Source organism: Pseudomonas aestiva, from assembly GCF_039908605.1.
In the GTDB taxonomy this organism is placed as follows: Bacteria; Pseudomonadota; Gammaproteobacteria; order Pseudomonadales; family Pseudomonadaceae; genus Chryseomonas; species Chryseomonas aestiva.
The window spans coordinates 3904113-3918904 of record NZ_CP150916.1 but is presented as its reverse complement, the minus strand read 5'-3'; the positions used below and the strand labels follow the sequence as shown (position 1 = coordinate 3918904).

Below are 14792 nucleotides of genomic sequence, written 5' to 3'. Positions count from 1 at the left end.
ATTTTACACGCTCCTCGCCGCCGCTGGTCTCAATGCCCGGTGCTGCCGGAAAACAGCTGGATCACCACCACCCCGGCGACGATCAGCCCCATGCCCAGCATGGCCGGCAGGTCCAGCTTCTGATCGTAGAGCACCGCCGCGGCGATGCTGACCAGCACGATGCCCAGCCCGGCCCAGATGGCGTAGGCGACGCCCACGGGGATGCTGCGCACCACCAGGGTCAGCATCCAGAAGGCCAGGCCGTAGCCTGTGATGACCAGAATCAGTGGCAGTGGCTTGCTGAAGCCACTGATGGCCTTCATGGAGGTGGTGGCGACGACTTCGGCGGCGATGGCAATGGCCAGGTAGATGTATCCGCTCATGATGATTCCTCCTGTCGAAGGGCCCCATTGTGCCTTTTCGGGCGATAGGTGAAAGTTGATACCTATCTGTTAGGGAGATGGGTCGTGCAGTGGAATCTGGAGCAACTGGAAATCTTCGTCGGCATCGCCGAGGGTGCGAGTTTCTCGGCCATGGCGCGCCGTCTGGGGCGGGCGCAATCGGCGGTGAGCGCCGCCATCGCCCTGCTGGAGACTGACCTGGGCGTCGTGCTGTTCACGCGCAGCAACGGTCGCACGCCGGTCATCACCGCGGCCGGGCTGGCGCTGCTGGAGGAGGCGCGTGAGGTGCTCCGCCAGTGCCAGCGCCTGGACAGCCGCGCCCAGGCGCTCTGTGCCGGTCAGGAACCGCTGTTGCGCCTGGCGCTGGACGAAGCCATGCCCTACCAGCCGGTGCTCGATGCCCTGGACGCCCTGGCGGCGGCCTTCCCACACCTGGAGGTCCAGCTCACCAGCGGCGCCCAGGGTGATGTGGCGCGCAAGCTGCTGACCGATCAGGCCGACCTCGGCCTGCTGTTTCGCCATGAGCACATGCCCGAGGCCCTAGAGCGCCAGGCGCTGGGCGATGTGGCCCAGGTCACCGCCTGCGGCGCCCAGCATCCCCTGGCCCGCCAGCGTGGGGTAGGGCGACGCGAACTGGCCCGCCATCGCCAGCTGCTGATCGCACCGCTGGAGCATCCCTATCCCGGCGGCGAGCAGATCGCCCCCCAGGTCTGGCGCGCCGACAGCTTCTACCTGCTCGCCGAATTGCTGATGCGCGGCCTGGGCTGGGGCTGGCTGCCGCGGCACGTGGCGCGCTATCCCTCCTACCAGGGCCTGCTGGCCGAACTGGATTGCGACTGGGTGCCGCCGGCCCTGGTGGTGGAGCTGGCCTGGCGCCGCAACGCCGCGCCGGGGCCGGCCGCGCGCTGGCTGGCGCAGCGGCTGGCGGAGGAGCTGCGAGCGATTGGTTGAATGAATGTGTTGGGCTTCGCTGTGCTCAGCGCCAACCTACGGTGCTCTGCGTAGGTTTAGTCGAGCGCAGCGAAGCCCGACATGCCTGACCCCAGCACTCGCCCACGACCCATGCCAAGGAAAGTCCCATTCTGGCCAGATCCGTGGGGCAGCTTGACCAGCGCCAGGTCGCCAGGACTGCAATACTCGACTTATCCCTTCCCCGCTCGTGACGATCGCCATGACCCCACCTCCCACCCTCGGCCAGCGCTATGTCTTCGTCGTCCTGGCGCTGATCTTTCTCGCCCTGCTGGTCTCGGCCGGGGTAAGGTCCACCCCAGGCGTATTGCTGCTGCCGCTGCAGGAGACCTTTGGCTGGAGTCGCGAGACGGTCTCGCTTTCCGCCGCCATCGGCATCTTTCTCTATGGCCTGGTCGGGCCCTTCGCCGCCGCCCTGATGCAGACCCTGGGCATCCGCCGGACCCTGCTCGGCGGCCTGACCCTGATCAGCCTGGCCACCGCCCTGAGCACCCTGATGCGCGAACCCTGGCACCTGGTCGCCACCTGGGGTGTGCTCAGCGGCCTGGGTACTGGTTGCGTGGCCATGGTGCTGGGGGCCGCCATCGTCAATCGCTGGTTCGTCGCCCGCCGGGGCCTGATGATGGGCCTGCTGGCCGCCAGCACCGCCACCGGCAACCTGGTGTTCCTGCCGCTGCTGGCCCATCTCGCCAGTCAGGAAGGCTGGCAGACCGTGGTGCTGACCGTGGCGGTGGCCAGCGCCGCCCTGATCCCGCTGGTGGCCTGGCTGCTGCCGGAGCGTCCGGCGGACGTCGGCCTGCGGCCCCATGGCGCCCCAACGGACTACCAGGCGCCAGCGGCCTCAGCACCGGGCAATCTGTTTCGCGTGACCCTCGGCACCCTGGCCATGGCCAGCCGGCGGCGCGATTTCTGGCTACTGTTCCTGACCTTCTTCGTCTGCGGCTTCACCACCAATGGCCTGATCGGCACCCACTTCATCGCCATGGGCCACGATCATGGGCTGTCCCAGGTGCAGGCCGCCGGCATCCTCGCGCTGATGGGCATCTTCGACCTGGTGGGCACCACCGCCTCCGGCTGGCTGACCGACAGATACGATCCGCGCCGGCTGCTGTTCGTCTACTACAGCCTGCGCGGCCTCTCGCTGATCTACCTGCCGTTCTCCGGCTTCGCCCCCGAGCAACTGCTGCTGTTCGGCATCTTCTACGGGCTGGACTGGATCGCCACCGTGCCGCCCACGGTCAAGCTGACCAACCAGAGCTTTGGTGAAAGGAGCGCGCCGGTGGTGTTCGGCTGGGTATTCTGCGGGCACATGCTCGGCGCCGCCTGCGCGGCCTTTCTCGCCGGGGCCCTGCGCGAGCACTTCGGCTCCTACCAGGAGGCCTTGGTGCTGGCCGGCCTGACCGGTCTGCTGGCGGCGCTGATGGCGCTGTGGATCGGCCGGCCGAGCGCCGCGGGAGCCGGGCGCTCGGCCGTGCCCGAGGCGGGCTAGGCGGGCTTGAGGTCCAGCGGCACGGCGGTCGGCGTGCGCTGCAGCATCGAGGCCGGGATCGCCAGGATCAGCAGGCCGCTGACGAACAGGCAGGCGCCGAGCACATAGGTGCCGTTGTTGATGTCGCCGGTGAGGGTTTCCATGGTCGCGGTGATCATCGAGCCGGTGAAGCCGGAGAGGTTGCCGATGGCGTTGATCATGCCGATACCCGCCGCCGCGGCGACGCCGGAAAGCAGGGTGCCGGGCAGCGACCAGAAGATCGGCATCAGCGCCAGCAGGCCCGAGGCGGCCACGGTGAGGAAGAAGATCGACAGCACGATGTTGTGTATGAACCAGGCGCTCAGCACCAGGCCCAGGGCGCCGACGAAGGCCGGCACCGCCGCGTGCATGCGCTGCTCGCCGGTGCGTGCCGAGTGGCGGGCGTTGAGCAGCATGACCACCAGGGCGACGCTGTAGGGGATGGCGGTGAGCAGACCGATCTGCAGGCTGCCACTGACCCCGGCGTTCTTGATGATCGAGGGCATCCAGAAGGCCAGGCCATAGAAGCCGGTGTTGAAGGTCAGCAGGATGAACACCAGCAGCCAGACCCGCGGATTGAAGAACACCTCGCTGAGGCGCGACGCCTTGCCGGCGTTCTGCTGCTCCAGATTGCGCTTGAGCAGGGCCTTTTCCCGGGCGTCCAGCCAGGGCGCCTGGTCAATGTTGTCGCTCAGGCAGCAGAACACCACCACCGCCATGATGATCGAAGGCACCCCTTCCACCAGCAGCATCCACTGCCAGCCGGCCAGGCCGTGCCAGTTGTGCAGGCTGCTCATCAGCCAGCCGGAAAGCACGCCGCCAAAGCTCAGACTGAAGGGCAGGGCGATGAGAAAGCCCGACATCACCCGACTTTGCCGGCGGGTCGGAAACCAGTAGTTGAGATAGAGGATCACCCCGGGAAAGAAGCCCGCCTCGCAGACGCCCAGCAGGAAGCGCAGCACATAGAAGAGGGTGCTCGACTGCAGGCCGAAGAATTGCGCCAGCGGCTGGGTGAAGGCCACCGCCATGGAGATGATCGCCCAGGTCAGCATGATGCGGGCGATCCAGAAGCGCGCGCCGTAGCGATGCAGCAGCAGGTTGCTGGGGACCTCGAAGAGGAAGTAGCCCCAGAAGAACATGCTGGCGCCGAGGGCATAGACGGTGTTGCTGAAGCCCAGGTCATCGAGCATGTCCAGCTTGGCGAAGCCGACGTTGACCCGGTCTAGGTAGGCGGCGATGTAGCACAGCAGCAGGATCGGCAGGATACGCAGCACCACTTTTCGGTAGGTGCGTTCTTCGAAGGCGTCGCCAGCGGCGCCCTGGGCAGCGGTGGTCTCGAACATGGGAATGACCTTCGGGGCCTTGGGGCCCGTTGTTGTTATTGAAGAGGTCGAAGGCGGCCGGGGATGCGGGGTGGCCGTCTGAATCGCCTGGCCACTCTAGGAGCGGGAGCGATTCTTTCCCAATGGCATTTGCGGATCATTCGATAACGGCGCGTTATCGAGCTGTCTAGGCTGCGGACTCCTCGCGACCGGCATGGCTCAGCAGGATGGCGGCGAATTCCCGGGCCGCCTCGCCGAGGGGTTCGCCCTTGCGGGTGAGAATGCCGTAGTCCTGCGCCGGCAGATGCAGCGGCAGCTCTAGGGCACTGAGCGCGCCGCTGGCGAGATAGGGCTCGACCATGGCCTCCGGCAGCATGCCGATCATGGGGCCGGCGCGCAGCACCTGGAGAAAGGTCTGCATGGAGATGGTGTCGATGGTGTTGCTCGGCACCGGCAGGCCGGCGGCGGCGAAGGCCCGCTCCATGCGCCCGCGGATGGGCGTGCCCTTGGGATAGAGGATCCAGGGCCAGGCCAGCACCTGGTCGAGGCCCACGGGCCCGCTGCCCACCAGCGGGTGATCGGCGTTGACCACGAAGCGGAAGGGCTCCGGCGCCAGGGGCTGGAAGTCGAAGCGCTGGGCCTGGGCTTCGTCCGTGAAGCGCGCCACCGCCAGGTGCAGCAGCTTGTCGTCGAGCATCTCCATCAGGTGATCGCTGGTCTGCTCCACCACCTCGATGGCCAGCAGCGGCCAGCGCTGCTTGATCGCGACGATGGCTTGCGGCAGCGCCACCGCCGTGGCGGCGAAGATGCCGCCGACCTTGAGCTGGCCGTGGCCGCCGCGTCTCAGGCTGTCGATCTGCTCGGCGAAGTCGCGGGCATCGTTGAGCGCCACCCGGGCATAGCGCAGCACGTGCTCGCCCAGCGCCGTGGGCGGCATGCTGCGCGGCTGGCGCTCGAACAGGGCGAAGCCCAGCAGGTGCTCGAGCTCCTTGAGCATCTTGCTGATGGCCGGCTGGCTGAGGTTCATCTGCTGCGCCGCCAGGTGCATGTTGCGGGTGCGCCCCAGGGTGTCGATCAGCAGCAGGTGGCGGAACTTGAGCCAGTGGCTGATCTGGCTGAACGACGGCTCGGACACGCATGCCTCCCAGGCGATAAGTGCAGGTTATCGAATGATGAAATAAGCCCATTTGAGTTTATCAGTCCGGCTGCCTAGCGTGGACCCATCAGCCCTGGAGTCCTGCCCATGTCCCTTCGTCTCTCGCCTGGCAACACCCTTCCCACCGATGGCCTGGCCGGCACCCTGGTCGGTCGTGCCTGGGTGCCCGGTCCGCTGGCCGGTCCCTCGCCCGTGGTGCTGCGCGAAGACGGCGTCTTCGATGTCTCGACACGCTTCGCCACGCTGAGCGCCCTGTTCGAGGAAGAGACGCCGCTGCAGGCCCTGCGCGATACCCCCGGGCGCTACCTCGGCAGCGTGGAGGAACTGCTGGCCAACAGCGGCGAACAGGCCGATCCGGGCCGCCTGCACCTGCTGCCGCCGGCCGACCTGCAGGTGATCAAGGCCGCCGGGGTGACCTTTGCCGCCAGCATGCTGGAACGGGTAATCGAAGAGCAGGCCGGCGGCGATGCCGGGCGCGCCGTGGCCATCCGCGAGCAGGTGCAGGCGGTGATCGGCGCGGACCTGCAGGGCCTGGAGCCGGGCAGTCCGCGCGCCCAGGCGCTCAAGACGCTGCTGATCGAGAAGGGCATGTGGTCGCAGTACCTGGAGGTGGGCATTGGCCCGGACGCCGAGATCTTCACCAAGGCGCCGGTGCTGGCCGCGGTCGGCAGCGGCAGCGCCATCGGCATCCACCCCGTGTCCCAGTGGAACAATCCCGAGCCCGAGGTGGTGCTGGTGGCGGACAGCCGCGGCCGCCTGCATGGCGCCACCCTGGGCAATGACGTCAACCTGCGCGACATCGAGGGCCGCAGCGCCCTGCTGCTGAGCAAGGCCAAGGACAACAACGCCTCCTGCGCCCTGGGGCCCTTCATCCGCCTGTTCGACGAGACCTTCGATCTCGACCAGGTCCGCCAGTGCGTGGTGACCCTGGAAGTCCAGGGCGAAGACGGCTTTCACCTCAATGGCAGCAGCTCCATGGCGCAGATCAGTCGTGATCCCACCGATCTCGCCGCCCAGACGCTCAATGCCAACCACCAGTATCCCGACGGCTTCGTGCTGTTTCTCGGCACCCTGTTCGCCCCGACCCAGGACCGTGACGCCCCGGGCGGCGGCTTCACACACAAGGTGGGTGACGTGGTGAGCATCGCCAGCCCGCTGCTGGGAACCCTGCACAATAGGGTGACCACCAGCGACCAGGCCCCGGCCTGGCGCTTCGGCCTCGGTGCCCTGATGCACAACCTGGCCGCTCGCGGCCTGCTGGGCCGCTAAGCGCTCTTTCCTAATAACAACTAGAGACCATCATGACTTCCGCCAAACGCCCGCTGCGCAGCCAGCAATGGTTCGATGATCCTGCCCACGCCGACATGACCGCGCTCTATGTCGAGCGCTACATGAACTACGGCCTGACCCGCGACGAACTCCAGTCCGGTCGCCCCATCATCGGCATCGCCCAGACCGGCAGCGACCTCACCCCCTGCAACCGTCATCACCTGGAACTGGCCCAGCGGGTCAAGGCCGGTATCCGCGACGCGGGCGGCATCCCCATGGAGTTCCCGGTGCATCCCATCGCCGAGCAGAGTCGCCGCCCCACCGCGGCCCTGGATCGCAACCTGGCCTACCTCGGCCTGGTGGAGATCCTGCATGGCTTTCCCCTGGACGGCGTGGTGCTCACCACCGGTTGCGACAAGACCACCCCGGCCTGCCTGATGGCCGCGGCCACCACCGACCTGCCGGCCATCGTGCTGTCCGGCGGGCCCATGCTGGACGGGCATTTCAAGGGCGAGCTGATCGGCTCCGGCACCGTGCTCTGGCACGCGCGCAACCTGCTGGCGACCGGCGAGATCGATTACGAGGGCTTCATGGCCCTGACCACCGCCGCCTCGCCCTCCGTGGGCCACTGCAACACCATGGGCACGGCCCTGTCGATGAATGCCCTGGCCGAGACCCTGGGCATGTCGCTGCCCGGCTGCGCCAGCATCCCCGCGCCCTATCGCGAGCGCGGCCAGATGGCCTATGCCACCGGCAAGCGCATCTGCCAGCTGGTGCTGGACGACGTCCGCCCCTCGCGGATCATGACCCGCGAGGCCTTCGAGAACGCCATCGTGGTGGCCTCGGCCCTGGGTGCTTCCAGCAACTGCCCGCCGCACCTGATCGCCATTGCCCGCCACATGGGCATCGAGCTGTCGCTGGACGACTGGCAGCGCCTGGGCGAGGACATCCCGCTGCTGGCCAACTGCATGCCGGCCGGCAAGTACCTGGGCGAGGGCTTCCACCGCGCCGGCGGGGTACCGGCGGTGCTCCACGAACTGCTCAAGGCGGGGCGCCTGCACGGCGACTGCCTGACGGTATCCGGGCGCACCATCGGTGCCATCGCCGAAGGTGCGGCCAGCACAGATCCTGCGGTGATCCAGCCCTACGACGCGCCGCTCAAGCACCGCGCCGGGTTCATCGTGCTCAGCGGCAATTTCTTCGACAGTGCCATCATGAAGATGTCGGTGGTGGGCGAGGCCTTTCGCCAGACCTACCTGGCCGAACCCGGCAAGGAAAACAGCTTCGAGGCGCGAGCCATCGTTTTCGAGGGTCCGGAGGACTATCACGCGCGCATCGACGACCCGGCCCTGGACATCGACGAGCGCTGCATCCTGGTGATTCGCGGCGCCGGGCCGGTGGGTTATCCGGGCAGCGCCGAGGTGGTCAACATGGCCCCACCGGCGGCGCTGATCAAGAAGGGCATCGACTCCCTGCCGTGCCTGGGCGACGGTCGTCAGAGCGGTACCTCGGCCAGTCCGTCGATCCTCAACATGTCGCCGGAAGCGGCGGTGGGCGGTGGCCTGGCGCTGCTCAAGACCAACGACCGGTTGCGCGTGGACCTCAATGCCCGCAGCGTCGATGTGCTGCTGGATGAGGCCGAACTGGAGCGCCGTCGCGCCGAATGGACGCCCAACCTGCCGCCGGCCCAGACCCCCTGGCAGGAGCTCTATCGGCAACTGGTGGGCCAGCTTTCCACGGGCGGCTGCCTGGAACCGGCCACCCTGCACCTCAAGGTGATCGCCCGCGAAGGCGGGGTGCCGCGGCATTCGCACTAGATTGAACAGGCTCGCACTGGCGGCCTTGCTTCATTAAGCTCTGCCGCCATGAACCGTACCCTCTATAGCCTGATCTTCACCCTGGCCTTGCCCTTCATCCTGCTGCGCCTGCTCTGGCGCGGGCGCAAGGCTCCTGCCTATCGGCAACGCATCGGCGAGCGCCTGGCGCTGGGCTTGCCAGAGGTGCCGCCCGGCGGCATCTGGGTGCATGCGGTGTCGGTGGGGGAGAGCATTGCCGCCGCGCCGGTGATCCGTGCGCTGCGCCAGCGCCATCCGCAGCTGCCGATCACCGTGACCTGCATGACGCCCACCGGCTCGGAGCGCATTCGCGCCCTGTTCGGCAGCGACGTCCACCACTGCTATCTGCCCTACGACCTGCCGGGGCTGGCCGGACGCTTCCTCGACCGGCTGCGGCCAAGCCTGGGGGTAGTGATGGAAACCGAACTCTGGCCCAACCTCATCCACCAGGCGGCGCGCCGTGACATTCCCATCGCCCTGGCCAATGGCCGGCTGTCCGAGCGCTCCGCCCGGGGCTACGGCAAGCTGGGCGGGGTGACCGCGCCGATGCTGGCGGAGCTGGCCTGGCTCGCGGTGCAGACGCCGGTGGAAGCCGAGCGCTTCCGGGCCCTCGGTGCCCGTGCCGAGCGGGTCACGGTGACCGGCTCCATCAAGTTCGACCTGCGCATCGACCCCGAGCTGCCGGCGCGCGCGGCTGCGCTGCGCCAGGGCTGGGGCAGTCGCCCGGTGTGGATCGCCGCCAGCACCCATGCCGGTGAAGACGAGATCCTGCTCCAGGCCCAGCGCCAACTGCTGGCCACCCGTCCCGATGCCCTGCTGATCCTGGTGCCGCGTCATCCCGAACGCTTTCCCGAGGTGCTGGGCGAGGTGCGGGGTGAAGGCTTCAGCGTGATCCAGCGCTCGACGGGGGAGGCGGTGCAACCGCAGACCCAGATCCTGCTGGGCGACACCATGGGCGAGCTGCTGTTTCTCTATGCCCTGGCCGACGTGGCCTTCGTCGGTGGCAGCCTGATCGAGCGTGGCGGCCATAATCCGCTGGAGCCGGCAGCCCTGGGGGTGCCGGTGCTCAGCGGTCCGCACGTATTCAACTTCCTCGACATCGTCGCCCAGTTGCGCGACGCCGGCGCTTTGGAAACAGTAGCGGAAGCCTCGGCCATCGCTGCCGCCGTGGCCCAACTCTGGGCCGAACCGGCGGAAGCCGCGCGGCGCCGGCAGGCGGGCCTGGCGGTATTGGCCGCCAATCAGGGCGCGCTGGAGCGCCTGCTCTCCGGGCTCGACGGGCTGCTCAAGCCCTGAGCGGAACGCGCCGGCAGGACGTCGGCGCGGGTCTTGGCCAGGTCCGGCGGCAGGAAGTCGCGATCCGGGTCGTAGTGGGGGTCGAGATAGCCGGACAGGGCCAGCAGGTCGTTGGGCGCCAGGGTGCCGGCCGCCTGCTTGAGTCTCAGAGTGTCCAGGATGTAGTTGTAGCGGGCGTCGTTGTACTGGCGCACGGCGTTGTACAGCAGCCGCTGGGCGTCGAGCACGTCGACGATGGTGCGGCTGCCCACCTGGTAGGCGATCTCGGTGGCTCTCAGGGCGCGCTGGCTGGAGGCGATGGACAGCCGTCGGGCGCGCACCTGCTCGATGTCGGTGTTGATCGCCCGATGGGCATTGCGGGTGTTCTGCACCACCTGGCGGCGCAGGCTTTCCTGCTGCTGCTCACTGCGGTCCAGCTGCTGGTAGGCCTGACGCGCCTGGGAGCTGGTGGCGCCGCCGCTGTACAGCGGCACCTCGACCTGGATACCGATGCTGCGGCTGTTGACCGGGCTGCCGAACAGGGACAGCTGCTCGGCGTTGGGCAGATTCACCGCATCGTTGTCGCTGTGGCTGTAGCGCGCCACCGCATCCACTGTCGGCAGGTGCCCAGCGCGACGCTGGCGCAGGGTTTCCTGGGCCGCATTGACACCCTGGCCGGCAGCCAGCAATTGCAGATTCTGGCGCATGGCGGTGTCCACCCACTGGCGGGCATCGTTGGGTTGTGGCGGCAGGATCGGCAGGTCGTGGCGGATGCCGGCGATGCTGCCATAGTCGCGATCGGTCAGCCGGGTCAGGGCCTGGAAGGCGTCGGCCACCTGCTGCTCGCTCTGGGAGCGGTTGGCCTGGGCGTTGTCGAAGCTGGCCTGGGCCTGGAGCACGTCGGTGTCGTCGGTCAGGCCGACCTTGTAGCGCTCGCGGGACTGGTCCAGCTGACGGTACAGCGCCTTTTCCTCGGCACGGGCGGTGGCCAGGGCGTCCTGGGCGCGCAGGGCGCTGAAATAGCCCTCGGCGGTCTGCAGGATGAGTTGCTGCTGGGCAGCGGAAAACTGCAGCTCGGCCTGCTCGGTGGCGGCCTGGGCCGCCTTGAGCTGGAACCAGCGATCGGCGCGGAACAGTGGCTGGCTGAGGGTCGCCTGGATCAGCTGGCTGCTGCGATCGCTGCTGTAGCGGCCACCCTGGACGCCCAGCGCCGGATTGTCCTTGAGCTGCAGGCTGGTATGGGTGTCGTTGAACTGGGCACCGAGCCCGATCTGCGGCAGCAGGCCGGCGCGCGCCTGGGGCACCGCCTCGCGCTGGGCGCCAAGCCCGGCGCGTTCGGCGGCGAGGTCGGCATTGTTGTCCAGCGCTTCGCGGTAGACGTCGAGCAGGCCATTGCCGGCGACCTGGGCCTGGGCCAGCCCGGCCGTGCTGCAGAGCGCCGCGAGCAGCAGGAATCTTCGCATTCTTGGAGCCTTCCTTGAGGGACCGCGCCAGTGTAGTGGCTTCGTCCGAATCCGCCATAGGAGAGGAAATAGCGGTCGAAGTTTCTGCCGCTCTGGGTTTACACTGGCCACGTTCTTGTCGGGGTGCGCTACGAGGCGCTGAGATCGGGTAGTCCCGGATCCCGTTGAACCTGATCAGGCTAGGCGCGCCGCATGGCGGTGCGTCAACCTGCGTAGGGAACAAGAGGGCGTCCGCCGTCTCCATCCGTGGTCGCCATCCGTCCGGGCTTGCCTCTTCTTGCGTGCCCACCCTTCGTCCAGGTTCTTCCCTCGGCAACGCGCCCACCAGGAGAGCCTCGATGAACAAGCAGAACAACGTCACCGACTTCACCCGCGTCGACCGTCAGTCCACCCAGCCGTTGCCCAATTCGCGCAAGGTCTATCTGACCGGTTCGCGTCCCGACATTCGCGTGCCGGTGCGGGAAATCTCCCTCGCCGATACTCCCACCGCGTTCGGCGGTGAAAAGAACGCCCCGGTGTGCGTCTACGACACCTCCGGTCCCTATACCGACCCGGCCGCCCGTATCGACCTGCGCAAGGGCCTGCCGGACGTGCGTTCGCGCTGGATCGAAGAGCGCGGCGACACCGAGCTGCTGGCCGGGCTGTCTTCCGAGTTCGGCCAGGCGCGCCTCGCTGATCCGAGCCTGGCCGCCCTGAGATTCGACCTGGCGCGCCAGCCGCGCCGGGCCAAGGCCGGGCGCAACGTTTCCCAGATGCACTATGCCCGCCAGGGCATCGTCACCCCGGAGATGGAATACATCGCCATCCGCGAGAACATGAAGCTGCAGGAAGCCCGCGCCGCCGGCCTGCTCGGCAATCAGCACCGCGGCCAGAGTTTCGGCGCCAGCATTCCCCAGGAGATCACCCCCGAGTTCGTCCGCGACGAGGTGGCCCGCGGCCGCGCCATCATCCCGGCCAACATCAACCACCTGGAGCTGGAGCCGATGATCATCGGCCGCAACTTCCTGGTGAAGATCAACGGCAACATCGGCAACAGCGCCCTGGGCTCTTCCATCGAGGAAGAGGTCGAGAAGCTGACCTGGGGCATCCGCTGGGGCGCCGACACCGTGATGGACCTGTCCACCGGCAAGCACATCCACGAGACCCGCGAGTGGATCATCCGCAATTCGCCGGTCCCCATCGGCACCGTGCCCATCTACCAGGCCCTGGAAAAGGTCGATGGTGTCGCCGAAGAACTGACCTGGGAGCTGTTCCGCGACACGCTCATCGAGCAGGCGGAGCAGGGCGTGGACTACTTCACCATCCATGCCGGGGTGCGTCTGCACTACGTGCCCCTGACCGCCAAGCGCGTCACCGGCATCGTCTCCCGCGGCGGCTCCATCATGGCCAAGTGGTGCCTGGCGCATCACAAGGAAAACTTCCTCTATACCCACTTCGAAGACATCTGCGAGATCATGCAGGCCTACGACGTGAGCTTTTCCCTGGGTGACGGCCTGCGCCCGGGCTCCATCGCCGATGCCAACGACGCCGCTCAGTTCGGCGAGCTGGAAACCCTCGGCGAGCTGACCAAGATCGCCTGGAAGCATGACGTCCAGACCATGATCGAAGGTCCGGGCCATGTGCCCATGCAGCTGATCAAGGAAAACATGGACAAGCAGCTGGAGTGCTGCGACGAGGCGCCGTTCTACACTCTCGGTCCGCTGACCACCGATATCGCCCCCGGCTACGACCACATCACCAGCGGCATCGGCGCCGCCATGATCGGCTGGTTCGGCTGCGCCATGCTCTGCTACGTGACGCCCAAGGAGCACCTCGGCCTGCCCAACAAGGACGACGTCAAGACCGGCATCATCACCTACAAGATCGCCGCCCATGCCGCCGATCTGGCCAAGGGGCACCCTGGCGCCCAGATCCGCGACAACGCCCTGTCCAAGGCGCGCTTCGAATTTCGCTGGGAAGACCAGTTCAACCTGGGCCTGGACCCGGACACGGCGCGCGCCTTCCACGACGAGACCCTGCCCAAGGACTCGGCCAAGGTGGCGCACTTCTGCTCCATGTGCGGGCCCAAGTTCTGCTCCATGAAGATCACCCAGGAAGTCCGCGACTACGCCAAGGAAAACGGCCTGACCGACGAGCAGAAGGCCATCGAGGCCGGCTTCCAGGAACAGGCGGCGCGCTTCAAGGACGAAGGCGGGGTGATCTACAAGCAGGTCTGACGACCGTAGGTTGGCGCTGAGCGCAGCGAAGCCCAACAATGCCCGGCGTCACCCCACGACGTCGGGCGTCCTCAACCCCTTGCTCACGAGACCCATCATGGCCCAGGCCCCCGGCCTCTATACCCCCACCATCCCCGTTCCGGCGGACCGCCGCATCCTTGGCGGGCGCGATCTCTTCACCCTCTGGTTCTCCCTCGGCATCGGTCTCATGGTGGCCCAGGCCGGCGCGTTGCTGGCACCCGGCCTCGGCCTGGCCGATGGCCTGCTGGTGCTAGTGCTCGGCACCGGGGTCGGGGTCCTGCTGCTGGCGGCCGCCGGCCTGGTGGGCAGCGATACCGGCCTGGCCGGCATGAGCGCCCTGGGCCAGAGCCTCGGCGAGCGCGGCGCGCTGTTGCCGGCGGTGCTCAACATCACCCAGCTGATCGGCTGGGGCGCCTTCGAACTGGTGGTGATGCGCGAGGCTGCCAGTGTGCTGCTGGGCAGCTGGGGCCTGCAGAGCTGGGCCTCGCCGGTGCTCTGGACCCTGGTCTTCGGCGCCCTGGCCACGGCCCTGGCGGTGGCCGGTCCCCTAACCTTCGTGCGCCGTTTCCTCAGCCGCTGGGGCATCTGGCTGCTGCTCGGGGCCTGCACCTGGCTGACCCTGGACCTCTTCCTGCGCGCCAACTTGGCCGCGCTCTGGCAGCGTTCGGGCGACGGCTCCCTGACCCAGGCCCTGGGCTTCGACCTGGTGGTGGCCATGCCGCTGTCGTGGCTACCGGTGATCGCCGACTACACCCGCTTCGCCCGCACCGGGCGTAGCGCCGGGCGCGGCGTCATGCTGGGCTATTTCTGTGGCAACCTCTGGCTGATGGGCCTGGGCTTCGCCTACACCCTGGCTTTCGCCAGCGGCGGTGAAGCCGACGCCCTGCTGCGCGCCCTGGCCGTGGCCGGCCTGGGCCTGCCGCTGCTGCTGATCCTGCTGGACGAATCGGAAAACGCCTTCGCCGCCTATCACTCGGCGGCGGTGGCGACGGGTTTCCTGGCCCAGGTGAAGATCTGGCAGCTGACCCTGGCTATCGGCATCCTCTGCACCCTGCTGGCGCTGCTGGTGCCCCTGGCCCAGTACGAACACTTCCTGCTGCTGATCGGCTCGGTGTTCGCCCCGCTGTTCGGCGTGGTGCTGGTGGATCACTTCCTGCTGCGCCGCCGCAAGGCTCCGCAGCGGATACGGGCGCTGCGCCTGGAATCCCTGATCGCCTGGGCCCTGGGCGTGGCCGTCTACCACCTGCTGCCGGCCCTGCTCCCCGCCTGGGGCGCGACCCTGCCAGCCATCGTGGTGGCCGGCACCGCGCAGGCGCTGCTCGGATTGAAGCGGGTTTAGGGGCCGGCCTGTTGGGCTTCGCTGCGCTCAACCCAACCTA

The 14792-nt window shown here is 67.8% G+C and carries 11 protein-coding genes and 1 riboswitch; of the genes, 7 read left to right on the top strand and 4 right to left on the bottom strand.

The features are described from left to right. Positions 1 to 29: 29 nt before the first annotated feature. On the bottom strand, positions 30 to 362 hold the full coding sequence (locus tag AABM56_RS18195) for a multidrug efflux SMR transporter (protein ID WP_187980208.1): 333 nt from the start codon (positions 360 to 362) through the stop codon (positions 30 to 32). An 84-nt stretch (positions 363 to 446) separates the two neighbouring features. On the opposite strand from AABM56_RS18195, the gene AABM56_RS18190 reads away from it, so the two are divergent. Both AABM56_RS18190 and AABM56_RS18185 read left to right on the top strand, forming a co-directional pair. Further along, positions 447 to 1331, top strand: a complete 885-nt coding sequence (locus tag AABM56_RS18190; RefSeq protein WP_347883580.1) for a LysR family transcriptional regulator — start codon at positions 447 to 449, stop codon at positions 1329 to 1331. 220 nt (positions 1332 to 1551) lie between these two features. After that, positions 1552 to 2838: an MFS transporter gene (locus tag AABM56_RS18185; protein WP_263258834.1), complete on the top strand. Its 1287-nt coding sequence runs from the start codon at positions 1552 to 1554 to the stop codon at positions 2836 to 2838. On the opposite strand, the gene AABM56_RS18180 is transcribed toward AABM56_RS18185, so the two are convergent. Then, the gene (locus tag AABM56_RS18180; RefSeq protein ID WP_133862596.1) at positions 2835 to 4199 is read right to left on the bottom strand and encodes an MFS transporter; all 1365 of its coding nucleotides are present in this window, start codon (positions 4197 to 4199) and stop codon (positions 2835 to 2837) included. The two genes, AABM56_RS18185 and AABM56_RS18180, sit on opposite strands and share 4 nt — an antisense overlap. A gap of 166 nt (positions 4200 to 4365) precedes the next feature. Then, positions 4366 to 5313 carry a LysR family transcriptional regulator gene (locus tag AABM56_RS18175; RefSeq protein ID WP_133862595.1) on the bottom strand — a complete coding sequence of 316 codons (948 nt, stop codon included), beginning with the start codon at positions 5311 to 5313 and terminating at the stop codon, positions 4366 to 4368. A 108-nt stretch (positions 5314 to 5421) separates the two neighbouring features. Here AABM56_RS18175 and AABM56_RS18170 point away from each other — a divergent pair, with 108 nt between their 5' ends. Genes AABM56_RS18170 through waaA form a run of 3 tightly spaced genes read left to right on the top strand, consistent with a single transcriptional unit; the run spans position 5422 to position 9734 of the window. Then, complete coding sequence (locus AABM56_RS18170; RefSeq protein ID WP_133862594.1) at positions 5422 to 6603, top strand: fumarylacetoacetate hydrolase family protein; 1182 nt, start codon at positions 5422 to 5424, stop codon at positions 6601 to 6603. A 32-nt stretch (positions 6604 to 6635) separates the two neighbouring features. Further along, positions 6636 to 8420: an IlvD/Edd family dehydratase gene (locus tag AABM56_RS18165; protein ID WP_347883579.1), complete on the top strand. Its 1785-nt coding sequence runs from the start codon at positions 6636 to 6638 to the stop codon at positions 8418 to 8420. Positions 8421 to 8468: 48 nt separating this feature from the next. Further along, complete coding sequence (waaA, locus tag AABM56_RS18160) at positions 8469 to 9734, top strand: lipid IV(A) 3-deoxy-D-manno-octulosonic acid transferase (RefSeq protein ID WP_347883578.1); 1266 nt, start codon at positions 8469 to 8471, stop codon at positions 9732 to 9734. Here waaA and AABM56_RS18155 read toward each other — a convergent pair. Further along, a complete protein-coding gene (locus AABM56_RS18155) occupies positions 9680 to 11176 on the bottom strand; it encodes a TolC family outer membrane protein (RefSeq protein WP_263258836.1) in 1497 nt (498 codons plus the stop codon). The genes waaA and AABM56_RS18155 overlap by 55 nt on opposite strands. Positions 11177 to 11285: 109 nt before the next feature. Beyond that, a riboswitch (TPP riboswitch) is annotated at positions 11286 to 11412 on the top strand. Between the two features lie 102 nt (positions 11413 to 11514). Here AABM56_RS18155 and thiC point away from each other — a divergent pair. Together thiC and cytX are read left to right on the top strand one after the other, a co-directional pair. Next, entirely contained in the window at positions 11515 to 13392 is a 1878-nt protein-coding gene (gene thiC, locus AABM56_RS18150; protein WP_133862590.1) for a phosphomethylpyrimidine synthase ThiC, read from the top strand. A gap of 97 nt (positions 13393 to 13489) precedes the next feature. Then, the gene (gene cytX / locus AABM56_RS18145; protein ID WP_347883577.1) at positions 13490 to 14752 is read left to right on the top strand and encodes a putative hydroxymethylpyrimidine transporter CytX; all 1263 of its coding nucleotides are present in this window, start codon (positions 13490 to 13492) and stop codon (positions 14750 to 14752) included. Positions 14753 to 14792 lie beyond the last annotated feature (40 nt).